Annotated in this window: 15 protein-coding genes; 10 read left to right on the top strand and 5 right to left on the bottom strand. The window is 32.6% G+C overall.

Annotation, left to right across the window (positions count from 1 at the left end):
• Nucleotides 1-530 precede the first annotated feature (530 nt).
• Nucleotides 531-2468: a polyglycerol-phosphate lipoteichoic acid synthase LtaS gene (gene ltaS, locus SBL16_RS02035; RefSeq protein WP_107611493.1), complete on the top strand. Its 1938-nt coding sequence runs from the start codon at nt 531-533 to the stop codon at nt 2466-2468.
• A gap of 218 nt (nt 2469-2686) precedes the next feature.
• On the opposite strand, the gene SBL16_RS02030 is transcribed toward ltaS, so the two are convergent.
• Nucleotides 2687-3505, bottom strand: coding sequence for a ZIP family metal transporter (locus SBL16_RS02030; RefSeq protein ID WP_107611492.1), 819 nt, complete (start codon nt 3503-3505; stop codon nt 2687-2689).
• Nucleotides 3506-3624: 119 nt separating this feature from the next.
• Between SBL16_RS02030 and SBL16_RS02025 the strand changes: the two genes are divergently transcribed.
• From SBL16_RS02025 to SBL16_RS01995, 7 genes are all read left to right on the top strand, one after another.
• The gene (locus SBL16_RS02025; protein ID WP_107611491.1) at nt 3625-5505 is read left to right on the top strand and encodes an ABC-F family ATP-binding cassette domain-containing protein; all 1881 of its coding nucleotides are present in this window, start codon (nt 3625-3627) and stop codon (nt 5503-5505) included.
• A gap of 14 nt (nt 5506-5519) precedes the next feature.
• Nucleotides 5520-7298, top strand: coding sequence for a DNA helicase RecQ (gene recQ / locus SBL16_RS02020; RefSeq protein WP_107611490.1), 1779 nt, complete (start codon nt 5520-5522; stop codon nt 7296-7298).
• Between the two features lie 184 nt (nt 7299-7482).
• Nucleotides 7483-8451, top strand: a complete 969-nt coding sequence (locus tag SBL16_RS02015) for an ABC transporter ATP-binding protein (RefSeq protein WP_107613362.1) — start codon at nt 7483-7485, stop codon at nt 8449-8451.
• Nucleotides 8448-9962 (top strand): ABC transporter permease/substrate-binding protein, encoded by a 1515-nt coding sequence (locus tag SBL16_RS02010; protein ID WP_053018714.1) that lies wholly within the window; start codon nt 8448-8450, stop codon nt 9960-9962. The genes SBL16_RS02015 and SBL16_RS02010 overlap by 4 nt, the downstream gene beginning before the upstream one ends.
• A 169-nt stretch (nt 9963-10131) precedes the next feature.
• The gene (locus tag SBL16_RS02005) at nt 10132-11646 is read left to right on the top strand and encodes a peptide MFS transporter (protein ID WP_107611488.1); all 1515 of its coding nucleotides are present in this window, start codon (nt 10132-10134) and stop codon (nt 11644-11646) included.
• Between the two features lie 108 nt (nt 11647-11754).
• Nucleotides 11755-12810 carry a histidinol-phosphate transaminase gene (hisC, locus tag SBL16_RS02000; RefSeq protein ID WP_107611487.1) on the top strand — a complete coding sequence of 352 codons (1056 nt, stop codon included), beginning with the start codon at nt 11755-11757 and terminating at the stop codon, nt 12808-12810.
• A gap of 174 nt (nt 12811-12984) precedes the next feature.
• Nucleotides 12985-13518, top strand: a complete 534-nt coding sequence (locus SBL16_RS01995) for a 5' nucleotidase, NT5C type (RefSeq protein ID WP_107611486.1) — start codon at nt 12985-12987, stop codon at nt 13516-13518.
• 72 nt (nt 13519-13590) lie between these two features.
• On the opposite strand, the gene SBL16_RS01990 is transcribed toward SBL16_RS01995, so the two are convergent.
• The 4 genes from SBL16_RS01990 to SBL16_RS01975 all read right to left on the bottom strand — a co-directional run bounded on the left by SBL16_RS01990 (nt 13591) and on the right by SBL16_RS01975 (nt 18157).
• Nucleotides 13591-14517 (bottom strand): diacylglycerol/lipid kinase family protein, encoded by a 927-nt coding sequence (locus SBL16_RS01990; protein ID WP_107611495.1) that lies wholly within the window; start codon nt 14515-14517, stop codon nt 13591-13593.
• A 443-nt stretch (nt 14518-14960) separates the two neighbouring features.
• On the bottom strand, nt 14961-16466 hold the full coding sequence (locus SBL16_RS01985) for an S-Cys-Gly-3M3SH uptake peptide MFS transporter (RefSeq protein ID WP_317952548.1): 1506 nt from the start codon (nt 16464-16466) through the stop codon (nt 14961-14963).
• A 300-nt stretch (nt 16467-16766) separates the two neighbouring features.
• Nucleotides 16767-17267: a preQ(1) synthase gene (gene queF / locus SBL16_RS01980; protein WP_107611484.1), complete on the bottom strand. Its 501-nt coding sequence runs from the start codon at nt 17265-17267 to the stop codon at nt 16767-16769.
• A gap of 5 nt (nt 17268-17272) precedes the next feature.
• Nucleotides 17273-18157, bottom strand: a complete 885-nt coding sequence (locus SBL16_RS01975) for a DMT family transporter (RefSeq protein WP_160380477.1) — start codon at nt 18155-18157, stop codon at nt 17273-17275.
• Between the two features lie 788 nt (nt 18158-18945).
• On the opposite strand from SBL16_RS01975, the gene nrdI reads away from it, so the two are divergent.
• Together nrdI and nrdE are read left to right on the top strand one after the other, a co-directional pair.
• Nucleotides 18946-19344 (top strand): class Ib ribonucleoside-diphosphate reductase assembly flavoprotein NrdI, encoded by a 399-nt coding sequence (nrdI, locus tag SBL16_RS01970; RefSeq protein WP_037536384.1) that lies wholly within the window; start codon nt 18946-18948, stop codon nt 19342-19344.
• Complete coding sequence (gene nrdE, locus SBL16_RS01965; protein WP_011276424.1) at nt 19307-21412, top strand: class 1b ribonucleoside-diphosphate reductase subunit alpha; 2106 nt, start codon at nt 19307-19309, stop codon at nt 21410-21412. Before nrdI ends, nrdE begins: the two co-directional genes overlap by 38 nt.
• Nucleotides 21413-21440: the final 28 nt, after the last annotated feature.

Below are 21440 nucleotides of genomic sequence, written 5' to 3'. Positions count from 1 at the left end.
TAATTAATTGAATGGACGATTTATTTATACGGATTTTTAATAGATTGAGTAGGTCTATAGTCTGATTAAAAATATCATATAAGAAGCTATAATAAATAAATCAGTGCGTCATCATTATACTTGTATATATTTGTGACAAACTATTGAGATGTCGATATATAAAGATGTTTTTTCTTGATAAATGAGTAAAAATACTATATATTTATATATTGAACTACGGGCAATATTACAATAATATTACAAAGCTCATAATTTGTTAATACTTTATTAATAATTAAATAGAATAGCATCCAACATTGTATACATAAGGCATTACTAACGTATAGTTCGTCATTGGGATAAAAATGTAAGAGTGAATTATCGTTTGTATTTAATGTATGTGTATGACATATTCTTAATAAATTAAAATAGCGAAATTTAAAAATTAGTAAGTAATTGCATAACGGTCATATTTGAGTAAGTGTTTAAGTCTTCGGTTAAGTCTTTAACATTTCTTCAAAGTTGAATAACTATAAACGGAGGAAACATACATGAGTTTACACAAAAAGAAAATAAGTCTTTTTGCGTTTTTCTTACTGACTGTTTTTACAGTGACATTGAAGACGTATTTTTCATATTATGTTGATTTTTCTTTGGGTGTTAAAGGACTAGTTCAAAACTTAATACTATTGATGAATCCATATAGTTTAATCGCGCTTATTTTAAGTGTGTTCTTATTCTTTAAAGGAAAAAAAGCACATTGGTTCATCTTTATTGGAGGATTTTTACTATCATTCTTGCTATATGCAAATGTAGTTTATTTTAGATTCTTCTCGGACTTTTTAACATTTAGTACACTTAATCAAGCGGGGAATGTTGAGTCTATGGGTGGTGCTGTTGGGGCATCATTTAAATGGTATGACTTTGTTTACTTTATAGATACTATTATTTATCTATTCATCCTTATTTTCAGAGGAAGTTGGTTAGATAAGCGTGTCTTCAGTAAAAAGTTTGTACCGGTTGTAATGGCTGCTTCAGTAGCATTATTCTTCTTGAACTTAGCTTTTGCTGAAACAGATCGTCCTGAGTTATTAACACGTACGTTTGACCATAAATATTTAGTGAAGTATTTAGGTCCCTATAACTTTACAGTTTATGATGGCGTTAAAACGATCCAGAATAACCAACAAAAAGCATTGGCTTCTGAAGATGACCTAACTAAAGTATTGAATTACACGAAACAAAAAAATACAACGCCAAATTCAGAGTATTTTGGTGTTGCTAAGAAGAAAAATATTATTAAAATACATCTAGAAAGTTTCCAAACATTTTTAATCAATAAAAAGGTTAATGGTAAAGAAGTAACACCGTTCTTAAATAAATTATCTACAGGTAATGAAGATTTTAGATACTATCCAAACTTCTTCCATCAAACTGGTCAAGGTAAAACATCAGACGCTGAGTTCACAATGGATAACAGCCTTTATGGTTTACCACAAGGTTCTGCATATTCATTAAAAGGTGATAATACTTACCAATCATTACCTGCCATTTTAGATCAAAAGCAAGGTTATACTTCTGATGTTATGCACGGTGACTACAAAACATTCTGGAACCGTGACCAAGTTTATAAACATTTTGGTATTGATAAGTTCTACGATGCAACATATTATGATATGTCTGACGATAATATCGTTAACTTAGGTTTAAAAGATAAACCGTTCTTTAAAGAGTCAGCAGAATATCAATCTAAAATGAAAGGACCATTCTATTCACACTTAATTACATTAACAAACCACTATCCATTCACATTGAGTGAGGAAGATGCAGATATTGATAAACCTAATACAGGTGATTCAACTGTTGATGGTTACATTCAAACAGCGCATTATTTAGACCAAGCACTTGAAGAGTACGTAACAGATCTTAAGAAGAAAGGTTTATACGACGATTCAGTTATTATGATTTATGGTGACCACTATGGTATTTCAGAGAACCATAATAATGCGATGGAAAAATTATTAGGTGAAAAGATTACGCCAGCGAAATTTATGGACTTAAACCGTACAGGTTTCTGGCTAAAAATTCCTGGTAAAGAAGGTACAGTAGATAAGACATATGCTGGTCAAATGGATGTTATGCCTACTATATTACATTTAGTAGGAATTGACTCTAAAAACTTCTTAATGTTTGGTACTGACATGTTATCTAAAGATCATAATGATGTAATTCCATTCCGTAATGGTGATTTCATTACGAAAGATTACAAATATGTAAACGGTAAAGCTTATTCTAATAAAACTAATGAACTATTAGAAACGGAACCTAAAGATTTAGATAAGAATAAGAAACAGGTTGAGAAAGATTTAGAAATGAGTGACAATGTCTTAAATGGTGACTTGTTCAGATTCTATAAAAATCCTGATTTCAAAAAAATTGACCCGTCTAAATATGAATACAAAACTGGTCCTAAAGGGAATCAAAAATAATCAAGTAAAGTCTATAATATAAAATTTCTAGACTAATGAAAAAAGACAATTTCTATTGAAATAAATAGAAATTGTCTTTTTTATTATGATTTTGATTATGTGTAACATGTTGAGTTGCAATATATAGTTGATGCTATAGATACATGTCTTAAATGATGTTGTCATTTAAATAATTGCTGATTAATAGTTAATTTAAATATCTGTGATAATTGCAAGTTTTATCCAAGCGCTACATCTAAAATCATCATAATTGTAAAGCCTAACATTAGACTTAGTGTTGCTAGATCCGTGTTGTTACCAGATTGCGAGTCAGGTATTAGTTCTTCAACAACAACAAATATCATAGCGCCAGCTGCAAAAGCTAATGCATAAGGTAAAACAGGTGTAATAACTAAAATCAATGCAGCGCCAATAGTAGCAAAGATAGGTTCTACAATCGCAGAAGCTTGCCCGTAATTAAACGCTTTCCAACGAGATGCGCCTGCCGCTCTAATAGGCATAGATAATGCTGCACCTTCCGGAATGTTTTGTATTCCTATACCAATTGCTAACCCTAAAGCACCTAGAAATGTAGCTTGACTATTTCCAGTTGCTATACCACCAAAAGCAACACCAATCGATAGTCCTTCTGGAATATTATGTAACGTAATAGCTAGTACTAATAGTGTATTCTTACTTAAAGAAGTCTTAACACCTTCGCGGTACTGACTCTTATCGCCAATTCTTTGATGTAAATGAGGAATAACTGAATCGAGGACACGTATGAAGATACCACCAAATAAAAAGCCAATTGCAGCAGGTAACCAAGCAGGTAAACTACCATCTTTACCATATTCAATAGAGGGTTGTAATAAAGACCAAAAGCTGGCAGCTATCATAATGCCCGCAGCAAATCCTTGCATAGATATTAGAATTCGTTCATTTACGGATTTAAATATAAATACAGAAGCAGCACCTAATGCTGTGAGTAGCCAAGTAATAATACCTGCTACAAGCGCCTGTAAATAAGGCGGTAAATTTTCGAAAAAGTCAATCATAACTCTTGTCTCCTTGTATCATTTAAGCCTAAAAAGGTGTATAATATATAGAACTGATTTAAGCTTATCAAAAATATTTAAAAAATTCGATATTTCGATTTTGAAAAGGAAGTAGATGCATGGAAGCGTATAAAATAGAGCACTTAAATAAATCATATGCGGATAAAATCATTTTCGATGATTTAAACCTATCTATTTCTGAACATGAGAGAATAGGATTGGTTGGAATAAATGGTACTGGTAAAAGTACTCTACTTAAAGTTATCGGAAATATAGATGATGATTATACAGCTGATATTACGCATCCTAATCAATATCGTATACGGTATTCTTCTCAAAAGCAGGATCTAGATGGAGATATGACTGTTTTTCAAGCTGTACTTAGCTCAGACACAACGACTCTTCAAATTATAAAAGCTTACGAAGAAGCAGTTAATGCTTATACACAACAACAAGATGACGCGCATTTTCAAAAGATGATGGAAGCACAAGAGGCTATGGACCAAAATAGTGCATGGGATTATAATGCAGAAATTAAAACCATATTATCTAAACTAGGTATTAATGACACGACCAAAAAGGTGAACGAACTGTCAGGTGGTCAGCAAAAACGCGTAGTGCTTGCTAAAACGCTTATTGAACAACCTGATCTATTATTATTAGACGAACCTACAAACCACCTAGACTTTGAATCTATAACATGGCTAATCAATTATGTGAAGCAGTATCCTCATACCGTATTGTTTGTAACCCATGATCGTTACTTTTTAAATGAAATTGCGAGTAGAATCATTGAATTAGATAGAGGTAAATTAAAATCTTATCCAGGTAATTATGAAGATTACATAGCAATGCGAGCAGAAAATGAAATTATTGAACAAAAACAACAAGAAAAGCAAAAGGCTTTATATAAACAAGAATTAGCTTGGATGAGAGCTGGCGCTAAGGCAAGAACGACAAAGCAACAAGCGCGTATCAATCGTTTTAATGATTTAGAATCGGAAGTACAAGCTCAACACGTTCAAGATAAAGGGCAACTGAATCTAGCGTATTCAAGATTAGGCAAACAAGTGTATGAGTTAGAACAACTTTCAAAACAAATTAACGGCAGAACATTATTTGAAGATATTACTGAAATTATTCAAAGTGGGCAACGTATTGGTATTGTTGGGCCAAATGGAGCTGGAAAGACCACGTTATTAAATATTTTAAGCGGAGAAGACAACAATTATACAGGCACACTTAAAATTGGCCAAACTGTAAAAGTAGCATACTTTAAACAAACAGAAGAAACGTTAGATAGAGATATACGTATGATTGATTACCTACGAGAAGAGAGTGAAGTGGCTAAAGAGAAGGATGGAACTTCAATTTCTGTAACTCAATTACTAGAACGTTTCTTGTTCCCAAGCTCAACACATGGTAAGAAGATATACAAATTATCAGGCGGAGAGCAAAAACGCTTATATTTATTAAGATTACTCGTGCATCAACCTAATGTACTGTTGCTAGATGAACCAACAAATGACTTAGATACAGAAACATTAACTATTTTAGAAGACTATATTAGTGGTTTTGGTGGTTCAGTTATAACTGTTAGTCACGATCGCTATTTTTTAAATAAAGTCGCTCAAGAGTACTGGTATATTCATGACGGAAAGATGGAACGTATTGTAGGGTCCTTTGAAGATTATGAGTCTTATAAGAAAGAGCAGGATAAATTAGCCGCCCTAGAGAAACAAGCACAACAACCAAAACAAAAAACAACGGTGCGAAAAAAATCAGGGTTGTCTTATAAGGAAAAACGAGAATATGAAACTTTGATGGAACGCATTGAACAAACTGAAACACGCTTAGAAGAAATAGATGAAGAGATGATTGAGGCCAGTGCTGATTATGCCAAAATCAAAGAATTAAATGAAGAGAAAGAACATTTAGAGCTAACATATGAAGCAGACATCACGAGATGGAGTGAATTAGAAGAACTAAAAGAGCAATAAGGGGAATGTAAAGTATGGAAGCAACATTATCGCATTATTTTGGGTATGACAATTTCAGACCTGGTCAAAAAGAAATCATAACTAAAATAATGGATCATCATAATGTTTTAGGTGTATTACCTACAGGTGGTGGTAAATCAATTTGCTACCAAGTGCCTGGATTAATGTTAGGTGGAACTACAATTGTAATTAGTCCACTAATATCTTTAATGAAAGACCAAGTTGATCAACTTAAAGCAATGGGGATTAAAGCAGCATTCTTAAATAGTAGTTTAACTAAGAAGCAACAAAAAGAAATCGAAGATGATTTAATGAAAGGTCATATTCAGTTTTTATATGTTGCGCCAGAACGTTTCGATAATCAATATTTTTTAAGTTTATTAAGTCGAATTGATATTCATCTTATCGCGTTTGATGAGGCACATTGTATTTCTAAGTGGGGGCATGACTTTAGACCTAGCTATCAAAGTGTAATTAAGAAAGTATTCACATTACCTCAAAACTTTACAATCGTTGCACTAACAGCAACAGCTACTGCAGAAGTACAGCAAGATATTATGGGAAAGTTAAACATCGATAGACGAGATGAAGTAAAAACAAGTACGAAACGTCGGAATCTTATTTTTAAAGTGAATCCTACCTATCAACGTCAGAAATTTGTTGTAGATTATGTGCAGAAACATAAAGAACAAGCAGGAATTATCTATTGCTCTACACGTAAACAAGTTGAGGAGTTACAAGAAGCATTAGATGTTATCAATGTTTCTTCGGCAATTTATCATGCTGGTTTAACAAATAAAGAACGTGAGACTGCTCAAAACGAATTTGTATATGATAAAGTGAAGGTTGTTATAGCGACAAATGCTTTTGGTATGGGGATAGATAAATCAAATGTTAGATACGTTATACACTATAATATGCCAGGTGATTTAGAATCATATTATCAAGAGGCAGGACGTGCAGGTCGTGATGGATTAGAAAGTGAATGCATTCTTTTATTTAGTGAACGTGATAAAGGATTGCATGAATATTTTATTACTGTTTCACAGGCTGATGAAGATTATAAAGATAAAATGGGTGAGAAACTCACTAAAATGATTCAATACACGAAAACGAAAAAATGCCTTGAAGCGACTGTAGTACATTATTTTGAACCTAACGAAAAATTAGAAGAGTGCGGGCAATGTAGTAGCTGCATTCAACAAAATAAAACATATGATATGACGCAAGAAGCTAAAATGATCATTAGTTGTATCGCACGCATGCGTCAAAAAGAAAGCTATAGCGTAATCATTCAAGTCTTGCGTGGAGAAACAAGTGATTATATTAAATATAATAATTATGATAAGTTGACGACACATGGTTTGATGAAAGATTATACCACTTCAGAATTAAGTCATTTAATTGATGAATTGCGCTTCAAAGGGTTTTTAAACGAAAATGATGAAATCTTAATATGTGATGAAAGTGTTAAAAAGTTACTTAACAATAAAGAGAAAGTATTTACGACACCATTTAAACAAAAATCCAAAGAAAAAGTCTATATCAATACAGTTGAAGGTGTAGATCGAGCATTATACAGTGAATTAGTTGAAGTTCGACGAAAATTAAGTGAGAAATTGGATATTGCACCGGTTAGTATTTTTTCGGATTACACATTAGAAGAGTTTGCTAAACGCAAGCCAGAATCCAAACAAGAAATGATATCAATAGATGGTGTTGGTAGCTATAAATTGAAACATTATTGTCCGAAATTCTTAGAAATTATACATTCATATAAAGCGAGTATATAAAGTGAAAGGTAAGGTTGTTACTATTTCTGTAGCGAACCTTACCTTTATTTTATTGTCACATTATTAATTTTAAATGTAATTTCTATATTTCGATTAATTTAATATGAATTCATAATTAAACATGTTTAAATAGGGAATAAGAATGCAAACTATTTGAATAAGTAGAGCAAATGAAGGTGACTAAATGATTGAATTTAAAAACGTAACAAAACGTTATGGGAATAATGTGGCAGTTGATGATGTAAGTTTCAAAATAAATGAGGGTGAGTTTTTTGTAATCATAGGTCCATCAGGGTGTGGTAAAACAACCACTTTGAAAATGATTAATAGACTTATTCCGTTAAGTGAAGGTTATATTTATTTTAAAGATAAACCAATAAGTGATTATCCTGTTTATGAAATGAGATGGGATATTGGATATGTGTTGCAACAAATCGCACTTTTCCCACATATGACCATTAAAGAGAATATTGCACAGGTTCCGCAGATGAAAAAATGGAAAGATAAAGATATAGATCAACGTGTTGACGAATTACTTGAAATGGTTGGTTTAGAACCTGAAAAATATCGAGATCGTAAACCAGATGAATTATCAGGTGGTCAAAGACAGAGGGTTGGTGTAGTAAGAGCATTAGCTGTAGATCCACCAGTTATATTGATGGATGAACCTTTTAGTGCACTGGATCCAATCAGTCGCGAAAAACTACAAGATGATTTAATAGAATTACAAACTAAAATCAAAAAGACAATTGTATTTGTAACGCATGATATTCAAGAAGCAATGAAGCTAGGTGATCGAATATGTTTACTAAACAATGGACATGTTGAACAAATAGATACACCACAAGCATTCCGTAATCAACCTAAAAATAAATTTGTAGAAGAGTTTATGGGCAGCCATTTAGAACAAGATAAAGAAAGCTTACAGTTGAAAGATCTTAATATTACTTCGCCACTCACAGAAAAAGAAACACAACATGATTATCCTGTAATCAATAGTGATGTGCAATTACGTTCAGTTTATTCTACATTAGCCCAACATGAAGCAGTTATTGTTAATGATGTATCAACCTCTACGCAATCACTCTTAAAACGTGAAGATATCTTTAAGTATTTATCTGAGATAGACCATGATAAGGAGGTTAAAGCATGAGCGAACTGTTTAGCACACTCAATGATCGTAAAGGCGAAGTACTTACGACCATCTTGGAACATATCCAAATTTCATTTATTGCACTGCTAATCGCAATTTTAATCGCCGTGCCATTAGGGATTGCTTTAACAAAGACGAAGCGGTTATCTGAAGTCGTTATGAATATAGCTGCTATATTACAAACCATTCCGTCATTGGCATTATTAGGGTTAATGATTCCAATATTTGGTATTGGTCGCGTGCCAGCAATTATTGCATTAGTTGTGTATGCACTGTTGCCAATTTTGAGAAATACATATACAGGCATTAAAGAAGTTGATCCGTCTCTTATTGAAGCAGCTAAAGGTATTGGTATGAAGCCGATGCGTCGTTTGACTAAAGTAGAATTGCCAATAGCGATGCCAGTGATGATGGCCGGTATTCGTACTGCTATGGTTCTAATTATCGGTACAGCAACTTTAGCCGCATTAATTGGTGCTGGTGGACTAGGGGATTTAATTTTACTAGGTATTGACCGTAACAATACGTCTCTAATCCTTATCGGAGCGATTCCTGCTGCACTACTCGCAATTATGTTTGATTTAATACTACGTTATATGGAGAAATTATCTTATAAGAAACTACTAATCACTGTAGGTGCAATGATTCTTATTATACTATTAGTCATTGTTGTACCACTTTTCGGTAAAAAAGGTGACACAATTACGCTTGCAGGTAAATTAGGTTCAGAACCTTCAATTATTACGAATATGTACAAAATTTTAATTGAGGATGAAACGGATGATACAGTTGATGTTAAAGATGGTATGGGTAAAACATCATTCCTATTTAATGCATTAAAATCAGACGACATCGATGGATATTTAGAATTTACAGGGACAGTTTTAGGTGAATTAACTAAAGAAGATTTAAAATCTAAAAAAGAAGATGCAGTATATCAACAAGCTAAACAAAGTCTAGAGAAAAAATATGACATGACGATGTTAAAACCAATGAAATATAATAATACGTATGCTTTAGCGGTGAAGAAAGACTTTGCTAAAGAAAATAATATTAAAACAATCGGTGATTTACAAAAGGTTGAAGATAAAATTAAACCAGGGTTCACTATGGAATTTAATGATCGACCTGATGGTTATAAAGCTGTGTCGAAAGCTTATGGTCTCAACTTATCTAATGTTAAAAAAATGGAGCCTAAATTACGCTATACTGCAGTGGAAAAAGGTGATATTAATTTAATTGACGCTTATTCAACAGATGCAGAATTAAAACAATATGATATGGTAGTCTTAAAAGATGATAAACACGTATTCCCACCATATCAAGGTGCACCAATGTTTAAAGAAAAATTCTTAAAACAACATCCAGAAATTAAAAAACCGCTCAACAAATTAGAGGGTAAAATTTCAGATGAAGAGATGCAAGAAATGAATTACAAAGTGACCGTGAAAAATGAAGATCCGTATAATGTTGCGAAACATTATCTTGAAAAAGAAGGTTTAGTAAAATAAATAGACACGTGAAAATGTTGGAACAAGACAACGAATTAATTATGAGTTCGTTGTTTTGTTCTTTTTTTAAAGCGCAAAATTTGTAAATACAATTGTAATCTGAATTATTTTTAATTACACTATTCTATAAATACACAAAAAGCGTGTATGGTTTTTTAGGGGGGAGAATATGAATACTAGAAATTATTCGAGACAAGAAATTGTTGAGAGTGTACCTCAAAAGGGATTCTTTGGACATCCCAAAGGTTTAAGTACACTATTCTTTACTGAATTTTGGGAGCGATTCAGTTACTATGGTATGAAAGCGATTCTAGCTTATTATCTGTACTATTCAGTTAGTAAAGGTGGCTTCGGCTTACCACAGGGAACAGCGTTACAAATCGTATCATTATATGGTGCACTCATCTATATGTCTGGAACCATCGGGGGTTGGATAGCAGACAGAATCATTGGTACAAGACATGCATTATTTTATGGTGGCATATTAATTATGTTTGGTCACATCATGTTAACGATACCAGGTAGTTTAACAGTAGTAATGATAGCACTATTACTTCTTATTATTGGTACAGGTTTATTGAAACCTAATATTTCAACTACAGTTGGTGAATTATATGACCATAATGATAGACGTTTAGATGCTGCTTTTACTATTTTCTATATGGGTATCAATTTAGGGAGTTTTCTATCACCATTTGCAACAGGTTACTTACAAACAAGATTAGGGTTCCACTTTGGTTTTGCGGTAGCAGCAATAGGGATGTTCATCGGATTAGTCACTTATTTTATTACAAATAAAAAGAATCTAGGATTGGCTGGTTTAAGCGTTCCTAACCCACTTAGAAAAGAAGAAATCAAAAGATTATCAATTATTACCGGCATTGTCGTAATAATATTCGCAATTATCCTACTTATCTTGCAATTTATTGGAAAATTGAGTTTATCTAGTTTCAGTGTCATTGTAACGATTGTAGGTATCGTATTACCAATTTGTATTTTTGTTTATATGTTATCAAGTAATAAGACGCACAAAGAAGAGCGTTCTAGAATTTATAGTTACATACCGTTGTTTATTACGTCTGTTGCATTTTGGATGATTCAAGAACAAGGTTCGACCGTTTTGGCTAACTTTGCAGACCAGAAGACAGAACTTAGCTTAGCTAAATTGACTAATGGTGCGTTAGATTTCCACATACCAGCAGCTTGGTTCCAGTCTGTCAATCCAGTATTTATTATTATGTTAGCACCTGTCTTTGCTAGTTTATGGACTAAATTAGGCAGACATAATCCAAGTACAGTATATAAATTTGCATTGGGTGCCATCTTTGCAGGTTTATCATATCTAGTCATGATTATACCTTTAAATAGTGATGCGCTTTTGATTCACCCTATATGGTTAGTGTTAAGTTTCTTCTTAATTACATTAGGTGAATTATGTATCTCACCAGTAGGGTTATCTGTAACATCTAAACTAGCACCTGCAAAGTTCTCTGCACAAATGATGGCATTGTGGATGCTCAGTAACGCCACTGCACAAAGCCTCAATAGCCAAATCGTTGTATTATTTAAGATTATTAGTGAGAAAGAGTTCTTCTTATACTCAGGATTGTTTACACTGCTTATTGGTGTTATCTTAGTAGCTATTTCTCCAATAGTTAAGAGAGCGATGAATGGTGTACATTAAGTTAATATAAATTTTTACTAGTCAATGACTTGTAATTTAACAATGTTAGAGGAACAGGTTTATAATTGAATAAACATTTTTAATTTTTTGAAAAAGGAGTGGTTGGCAATGAAACAACAATTAAATCAATTAGCAGCGTATCAACCAGGATTATCACCACAAGCACTTAAAGAAAAGCACGGTATAGAAGGCGAATTATATAAACTTGCTTCAAATGAAAATTTATATGGTCCTTCTCCAAAAGCAAAGCAAGCAGTTCAAGCACATTTAGATGAGTTATTTTATTATCCTGAGACTGGCTCACCTTCATTACGTAAGGCAATTAGTGAACATTTGAACGTGGATTCTTCTCGAATTCTATTTGGTGCGGGGTTAGACGAAGTTATCTTGATGATTTCAAGAGCAGTGTTAACGCCAGGAGATAAAATAGTTACAAGTGAAGGCACATTTGGACAATATTATCATAATGCGATTGTAGAGTCAGCTGAAGTTGTTCAAGTACCTTTACTAAATGGTGGGTTTGATTTAGAGAATATTATTAAAGAGGTCGATGAAGAGACTGCTTTAGTGTGGCTATGTAATCCGAATAATCCGACTGGAACCTATTTTAATCATGATGAATTGGAACACTTTTTAGAACGCGTACCTAGTCATGTGCCTGTATTGATTGATGAAGCTTACTTTGAATTTGTGACAGCAGAAGATTACCCAGATACATTGAAATTGCAAGAACGCTTTGATAATGCATTCTTGTTAAGAACATTTTCTAAGGCATATGGATTAGCTGGGTTGCGTGTAGGGTATGTCGTAGCTACAAATGAAGCTATTGAAAAGTGGAATATCATTCGACCACCATTCAATGTCACTCGTATTTCAGAATACGCAGCGATTGCAGCATTAGAAGATCAAGTTTATTTGAAAGATATTACAGCTAAAAATGCTAAAGAACGTGAAAAATTCTTTGAGATACCACAAAGTGAACATTTCTTACCTAGTCAGACGAACTTTGTATTTGTAGCAACTGAAAAAGCACAAGAATTATATGAAGCGTTACTAAAAGTGGGTTGTATCACACGTCCGTTTCCAACGGGCGTTCGTATTACAATCGGGTTCCCAGAACAAAATGACAGAATGATTGAAGTATTAAAACATTTTGATTATTAAGTTGGTCAAATACGTAAGCTCTTTAACTTACAATGATTAGTTGAGTTTTAGAAGTACATCATAAGTTGATTATGCAAGGGGGGCTACAATAGATTCTAAATGTCTTGTAGCACTCCCTTTTAAATTTTTGCTATACTTTAAAAGTATATAGGTGATGATTAAGGGAGAGATAGTATGTCTAGAAAATCTATAGCAATAGATATGGATGAAGTATTAGCAGACACGTTAGGTGCAATTATTGAAGCGGTTAACGTAAAAACGGAATTAGGAATTACAGTTGAGTCTTTAAATGGACAAAAGCTTAAAAATGTAATACCAGAACATGATGGTTTAGTTCGTGATATTTTAAGAGCGCCAGGCTTCTTTAGAAATTTAACTGTTATGCCTCATGCACAAGAAGTCGTTAAGAAATTGACTGAGCAATATGATGTTTACATTGCTACTGCAGCTATGGATGTTCCAACTTCATTTCATGATAAATATGAGTGGTTACTTGAATTCTTTCCATTTTTAGATCCGCAGCAATTTGTCTTCTGTGGTCGTAAAAATGTAGTGAAAACAGATTATTTAATAGATGATAATCCTCGTCAATTACAAATATTTGAAGGTGAACCAATCATTTTTACTGCGTCTCACAATATAAGTGAAGAACGTTTTAAACGTGTTAACGGTTGGAAAGATGTAGAAGCATTCTTTCTAGGGGAGTAGTTAAAATAAGCGATTAAGGTATGATAATCCAATCATTAACCTTAATCGCTTTTATATTAGTATAATAAATTCTTATTGTTCAGCATTCTCTGGAAAAGTTAGAATCTGAAGTGCTTTTGGTAGAACTTCAATTGTAATTGGCGTTTCAAGACTAATTTCACCGTCAATATCTACTTTCATAACTGGATCCGTCGATAATGTAATATGTTTGCCGGCTATGTGATCAATTCCGTTTGTAATTTCATTCCAATCCATACTATCGCGTTTTTTGAACACATCATTGAGAATAGTAAAACTTTGTTTATCAAAAATAAAACTATTCACTTTACCATCTTGAGGTGATAAATCCATAAGTGGTATTCTACTGCCACCGATATTAGGACCGTTAGCAACGACTAGCATAGAGGTATTACCATTAAGTTCTTTATCATCTACAGTTAATGTATAATCAAAATCTTCTGGATTCATTAATGTTTTAACAGTTGAACCAACATAGCTTAATTTACCGAAGATATCTTTACGACCTTCTTGCACGTTTTCCGCGTTTTGAACTATAAGTCCTAATCCCACAAAGTTAAGCACATAAGTGCCATTCACTTTCATAACATCATATGATTCCAAGTGAGACGTTTTAAGTTGTTCACTAGCTTTACTAAAGTTAGGGTTCAAGTTTAATGTTTTAGTGAAATCATTAAATGTACCTCCAGGAATAATTCCAATAGGTACATTTAGGTCATTTGCCAAAACACCATTAATTAATTCATTAACTGTACCATCGCCACCTAGTATAAAAACGATATCAACATCACTACTATATTCTTGATTTTTAATTCTTTCACAATACTTAATAATGTCGCCTTCATTTTCACTTAGTTGAATTGATAGGTGTTTGCACATAGTAGTAAGTGATTTAGTTACTTCTCCTAAACCTTCATATATATCTTTGAGACCACTATGTTCATGGTAAAAAAGAACACCATGATTAAATTTTTGACCCATACGTATGCCTACTTTCATTTATTTACTCTGATTTAACATTTATTTACCCGAAATGTTATTTGCTTAATTATAATTTGAGTAAAACAAGTGCTTAAGTATTTATCATTACATTTTTTTAGTTGATATACAAAGAAAATGACAAGATAGAGGGAGCAAGGCAGAAATAATATTTTCTCAAAATTTATTTCGTTGCCCCGCCCCGGCAAGGTTGACTAGAATTAAAAAAAGCAAGTTACAAGTGCATTTTTAATTCAGTCAACTACTGCCAATATATATTTGTAGCCTGAGACATTGAATTATGTCCCAGGCTCAGGCTCTTGTCAATGTCTCAATAAAGATAAGAATTATAAAAAACCCCTTCATAGTTTATAAAAATACTATGAAGGGGCTCAAGGTAACTACATGTCTTGATTAAATTATATCTTTTAACAACACAAAGGTGATTAATGAATACCTTTCATTGCTTTTGAAATTTTAGGAGTGAAAGCTAAGATGATTACTGTAATTACGATAGCAACGCTTCCTAAGAAGATGAAATAATTCGTTTGCCCTAAAGGCTTGATTAATTTAACTAATGTACCATTAAGTGCTTGTGCAGATGCGTTTGTTAATAACCAAACACTCATCATTTGAGCATTAAATGCTTTCGGTGCTAATTTAACAGCCGCACTATTACCAGTAGGTGATAAACATAATTCACCAACTACACATACAACGTATGATAGGATAACCCAGTTTACTGAGAAGTGTGTATCACCATAACTCATACCGATAAGTCCCATTAAAATGTATGAAGCACCAGCTAATAGCGTACCTATTCCAAATTTTACTGGGAGGCTTGGTTGTTTTTTACCCATTTTCAACCAAATCGCAGATACGATTGGTGCAAATAAAAGAATAAATAATGGGTTAATTGATTGGAACCATGCTTCACCGAAATCTGTTGTCCAACCGAATAAATTCATTTTCATATCAGAACGTTCTAAACCATAAATGTTTAATACGTTTGATCCTTGTTCTTGTATTGCCCAGAATAACATTCCTAAAATAAATAACGGAATGAATGCTTTAACACGAGAACGTTCTACATCTGTTACATCTTTACTGCGAATCATAGTAGTGAAGTAAATGATTGGTAAAGCTATACCAAGTACTAGAACCGTATCACTAATAAGATTGAATGATAAAGTGTTTGTGAAATATGTAACTAATAGTACAATCGCAATGACTGCTACAATGATACCTACGATTAATCCATATTTTTTCTTTTCTTCAGAAGATAGTGGGTTGGTTGGATTCATACCAACAGAACCTAAATTCTTTTTATTGAAAATCATATACCATACTAAACCTAATGCCATACCAATCGCTGCAATTAAGAAACCACCGTGATAGTTTTTCACGTCTAGGAAATGTTGCAGAATGATAGGTGAGATAAGCGCACCTAGGTTAACTGACATATAGAATATAACGAAACCGGCATCCATACGAGTATCATTCTCAGGATATAATCGTCCAACGATGTTTGAAATATTTGGTTTCATTAAGCCTGAACCAATAATGATAAAGAACATTGATGCAAATAAACCGAACATTGCGAATGGTAAACTTAGACAAATATGTCCGATGATAATGAGTACTGCACCAATCAAGGTTGCCCCTCTAGTACCGAATAGTCTATCTGCGACCCATGCACCAGGAATTGAAGACATGTAAATTAATGCGCCATAAACTGACATGATAGACATGGCAGTCGTTTGATCAATTCCTAAACCACCATTTTTAATTTGATCATACATGTAGAAAATAAGCATGGCACGCATGCCGTAATAACTAAATCTTTCCCAAAATTCTACAAAGAATAGTACTCCTAAACCACTTGGGTGTCCGAAGAACCCTCGCTGAGGTATTGTTTGAACAGCTTGTTCATGGGAATTGTTTGTTGCCATATGTATCCCAATCCTTTCTTTCTTTAAAGACTGAAATTTAAAATCAAAAATATGATAAGTAAAATTGATTAATTTCTTAAAAATAGAAATTTTTAGAAATTTCAGTCAATGAGTTGATGATTTAAAATCGAATGAGAATAAGTTGCTTTATTTAGATCATCTTACTCTTTTGGAATTTTAAATGATAATAATAAAATACGCTTTAATTCACTAATAGGCAATAGTAAATTTAAATAAAATCTCACAAATAATGAAAAAATCCACTAAATTGTTTGACAATTTAGTGGTTAAGTTAATCTTTTATCTGTTATCTATTTTTTCTGGATATAAATCATGATTCATTAATCGGTGGTCAGCCATCTTCTCATATTTAGAATTTGGGCGTCCATAATTAGTGTATGGATCTATTGAAATACCGCCTCGTGGAGTGAATTTGCCCCAAACTTCAATATAATGTGGGTCCATTAAGTCAATTAAGTCATTCATAATGATATTCATACAATCCTCATGGAAATCCCCATGATTTCTAAAGCTAAATAAGTACAATTTCAATGACTTAGATTCTACCATTTTAATATTTGGAATGTACGAAATATAAATCGTTGCGAAATCTGGTTGACCTGTAATTGGGCAAAGAGATGTAAATTCAGGACAATTGAATTTTACGAAGTAATCGCGTCCTTGGTGTTTATTATCAAATGTTTCCAAAACTTCTGGTGTATAGTCAAATTCATATTTATTATTTTGATTACCTAATAAGGTAATATCTTGTAGTTCTTCTTTTTGACGTCCTTGAGTCAATTGAATCACTCCTTAGTGTTAGATTGTTGTTTAGTTATAGCGGTTTGTCGTCGTGCCTTTTCGAACATATAATAGCTTGCACCAATAATAATGACATAACCGATTAAAGCATAGAAATCAGGTGTTTCACCGAATAAAATAAATCCGAATATAGCCGTGAAAATGATTGAAGCATACGTAAAGATAGAAATATCTTTTGCAGGTGCAAAACTATAGGCTAGTGTAATACCGATTTGGCCAACTGCAGCAGAAAGACCTGCCCCTAAAAGATAAACCATTTGTATTGTCGTCATTGGCTCATAAGTTGCGATTGAAAACGGTATTAAAACGACAACTGAAAATAATGAAAAATAAAAAACTATAGTATATGGTGCTTCTCTAATACTTAATGCACGAACACATGTGTATGCAGAGGCAGCAAAGATACCTGAAAATAATCCAGCTAAAGAAGTAATCATTGTTGAAGAAAACTCTGGTTTAACGATAAATAACATACCTAAGATTGCTACAATCATAGCAATGATTTGATATTTTCGAACTTTCTCATTAAGAAAAATTAAACTGAGTAAAATAGTCCAAAAAGGGTTGAGTTTCATCAGTGTATCCGCATCGCTTAATACCATATGATCTATAGCATATATATTTAATAAGACACCTATAAGGCCTAGTGTAGATCGAGAAATTAAAAGAGGTTGGCTACTTAATTTCCCAAACATAGGTTGTTTATATTTAAATATGAAGAATAATGGTATGAACATTGCAACAAAATTTCGAGCTAGGGATTTTTGAAATACAGGTAAATCTCCGGCGAGTCTAAAAAAGACTGACATAAAACTAAAACCGACAGCTGAAATTAAAATTGCAATAATACCTTTAACTTTTGGATTCAAGGTTAATCGCCTCATTTGTAAAAAATTACCGTATATATAGTAGCATAATTCAAATGCTAATGCATGAATACTTGAAAATAATACCAAGATGTATTATTATTTATATACGAACAAACGTTCTGTTAATATTAAAAACACGTTAAATACTATTTTTTTACAAATGTTATATTCGTGTTTTTGAAGCAAATTATAATTAACATTTGAATAATTGTGCAAAATATATTGATAATTTAAATGATTGGACTTCAAGAATGCCGACAATTCAATAGTTTATTTAGCTGCTAAAAATGCAACTAAAACACATCAAATATTCAAAAATAAATATTTGCGTCAATTTAAGTTTGGTCTGATGCACATTCAGACGTTTTCCCGAACTTTTGTCACGAAATAGTTACTTTTAATTAAGAGAGCAATTCTGTATAATGAAACACAGAATATAGTATTGAATTTTAAAATGAACCACAACATGTTGTGGTTGTATAAAAAGTTTGTGTTATACAAATTATTCATTTTAAAGGCAATTTCACACTGATTTTAAGTTGGAATTCCCAATTTAATACTATTAATACGAACGAGCATATAGATGAAATAGTCTCGAAATTTTAGTCTGAACACTACATGTAGTGGCTAGAAATGAAAGTCACTTCTTTTAGTATATTAATCATCAGCTAGTTGACATCCAATTAAATGTCTAAAATATGTCGTATTTATTGTCTAGCAAGTTTTCTTATCTATTAAGAGAACTTCTTTTTAATTAATATTATGGACTGACGAAAGAAGGCGTTCCAATGAAAGTAGTTTATTTTTCTTTTTCAGGTAATGTAAGAAGATTTATTAAACGAAGTGAAATTTCAGATGTAATGGAAATTACTAAGGATAATTGTACAGATCCATTTGAAGAACCTTATATTTTAGTTACGGGAACAATTGGATTTGGTGAAGTGCCTAAAGAAGTACAATCGTTTTTAGAAGTTAATCATCATAATTTACACGCTGTTGCGGCAAGTGGTAACCGTAACTGGGGACAAAACTTTGCGAAAGCGGGTAGAACAATTTCCGAAAAATACCATGTACCTTTATTAATGAAATTTGAAGTACAAGGTTCTAATAAAGATGTTATTGAATTTAAAAATAAGGTGGGGCATTTCAATGAAAATTATGAACGAGAAAAAGTACAATCATATTGAACTAAATAATGAAGTTACGAAACGTAAAGACAATGGTTTCTTTAACTTGGAGAAAGATCAAGAAGCATTAGCGGTTTATCTAGAAGAAATCCATGACAAAACAATTTATTTTGACAGTGAGATTGAACGTTTACACTATCTAGTAGATAATAATTTTTATTTTAATGTCTTTGACAAATATAGCGAAGAAGATTTAGTTGAAATCACTGAATTCGCCAAATCTATCAACTTTGAATTTGCAAGCTATATGTCTGCTAGTAAGTTTTATAAAGATTATGCGCTAAAAACTAATGATAAATCACAATATCTAGAGGATTATAATCAACATGTCGCAATCGTTGCACTATATTTAGCGGATGGTAATAAGCAGCAAGCGAAACAATTTATCTTAGCAATGGTTGAACAACGTTATCAACCTGCAACTCCAACTTTCTTGAATGCTGGTCGCGCACGTCGCGGTGAATTAGTATCATGTTTCCTACTAGAGGTAGATGATAGCTTGAACTCTATCAATTTCATTGATTCTACTGCCAAGCAATTAAGTAAAATTGGTGGTGGTGTAGCAATAAATCTTTCTAAATTACGTGCTCGTGGTGAAGCCATCAAAGGTATTAAAGGTGTAGCCAAAGGCGTGCTACCAGTTGCCAAAGCATTAGAAGGCGGATTTAGCTATGCTGATCAACTAGGCCAACGTCCAGGTGCGGGTGCAGTATATTTGAATATCTTCCATTATGATGTAGAAGAGTTCTTAGACACTAAAAAGGTAAATGCTGATGAAGACTTACGTTTATCAACAATTTCAACTGGTCTTATAGTGCCATCTAAATTCTTTGATTTAGCAAAAGAAGGCAAAGATTTCTATATGTTTGCACCACATACGGTTAAACAAGAATATGGTGTAACATTAGATGATATTGATTTAGAAAAATACTATGACGACATGGTTGCAAACCCTAATATCGTTAAGAAGAAAAAAGACGCAAGAGAAATGTTGAATATGATTGCGCAAACACAATTACAATCAGGTTACCCATACTTAATGTTTAAAGATAATGCTAACAAAGTACATGCCAATTCAAATATTGGTCAAATTAAAATGAGTAATTTATGTACAGAAATCTTCCAATTACAAGAGACATCAGTGATTAATGATTATGGTATCGAAGACGAAATTAAACGCGACATATCATGTAACTTAGGTTCATTAAACATTGTAAATGTGATGGAAACAGGTAAAATTAAAGATTCTGTTCATACAGGTATGGATGCATTAACAGTAGTTAGTGATGAAGCAAATATTCAAAATGCACCAGGCGTGAGAAAAGCTAACAGTGAGTTACACTCTGTCGGTCTAGGCGTAATGAACTTACACGGCTATTTAGCTAAAAATAAAATAGGATATGAATCAGAGGAAGCTAAAGACTTTGCAAATACTTTCTTCATGATGATGAACTATTATTCAATAGAACGTTCAATGGAAATTGCGAAAGAACGTGGAGAAGTATACCAAGACTTTGAACAATCAGATTATGCTAGTGGTAAATACTTTGAGTTTTATACTTCTCAAGAATTTGAACCTAAATTTGAGAAAGTGAAACGACTATTTGATCATATTGATATTCCAACTGCTAAAGATTGGAAAGCATTACAAGAACAAGTTCAACAACATGGTTTATATCACGCATATAGACTTGCAATTGCACCTACACAAAGTATTTCTTATGTACAAAATGCAACAAGTTCAGTTATGCCAATTGTTGATCAAATTGAACGTCGTACTTATGGTAATGCTGAAACATTTTATCCAATGCCATTCTTGTCTCCTGAAACAATGTGGTATTATAAATCAGCATTCAATACTGACCAAATGAAATTAATAGATTTAATCGCTACGATTCAAACACACGTGGACCAAGGTATTTCAACAATTTTATATGTGAATTCTGAAATTTCAACACGTGAATTATCAAGATTATATGTTTATGCTCACCATAAAGGGCTTAAATCGCTATATTATACTCGTAACAAATTATTGAGTGTAGAAGAATGTACAAGCTGTGCTATCTAATTTAAGAAACTTAAGATAACAAATTTTG

Origin of the sequence: Staphylococcus sp. NWU MK-U1 (assembly GCF_033283505.1) — a bacterium.
In the GTDB taxonomy this organism is placed as follows: domain Bacteria; phylum Bacillota; class Bacilli; order Staphylococcales; family Staphylococcaceae; genus Staphylococcus; species Staphylococcus haemolyticus.
Note: the sequence above shows the minus strand (reverse complement) of the source record. Positions and strands in the feature narration are given on the sequence as shown.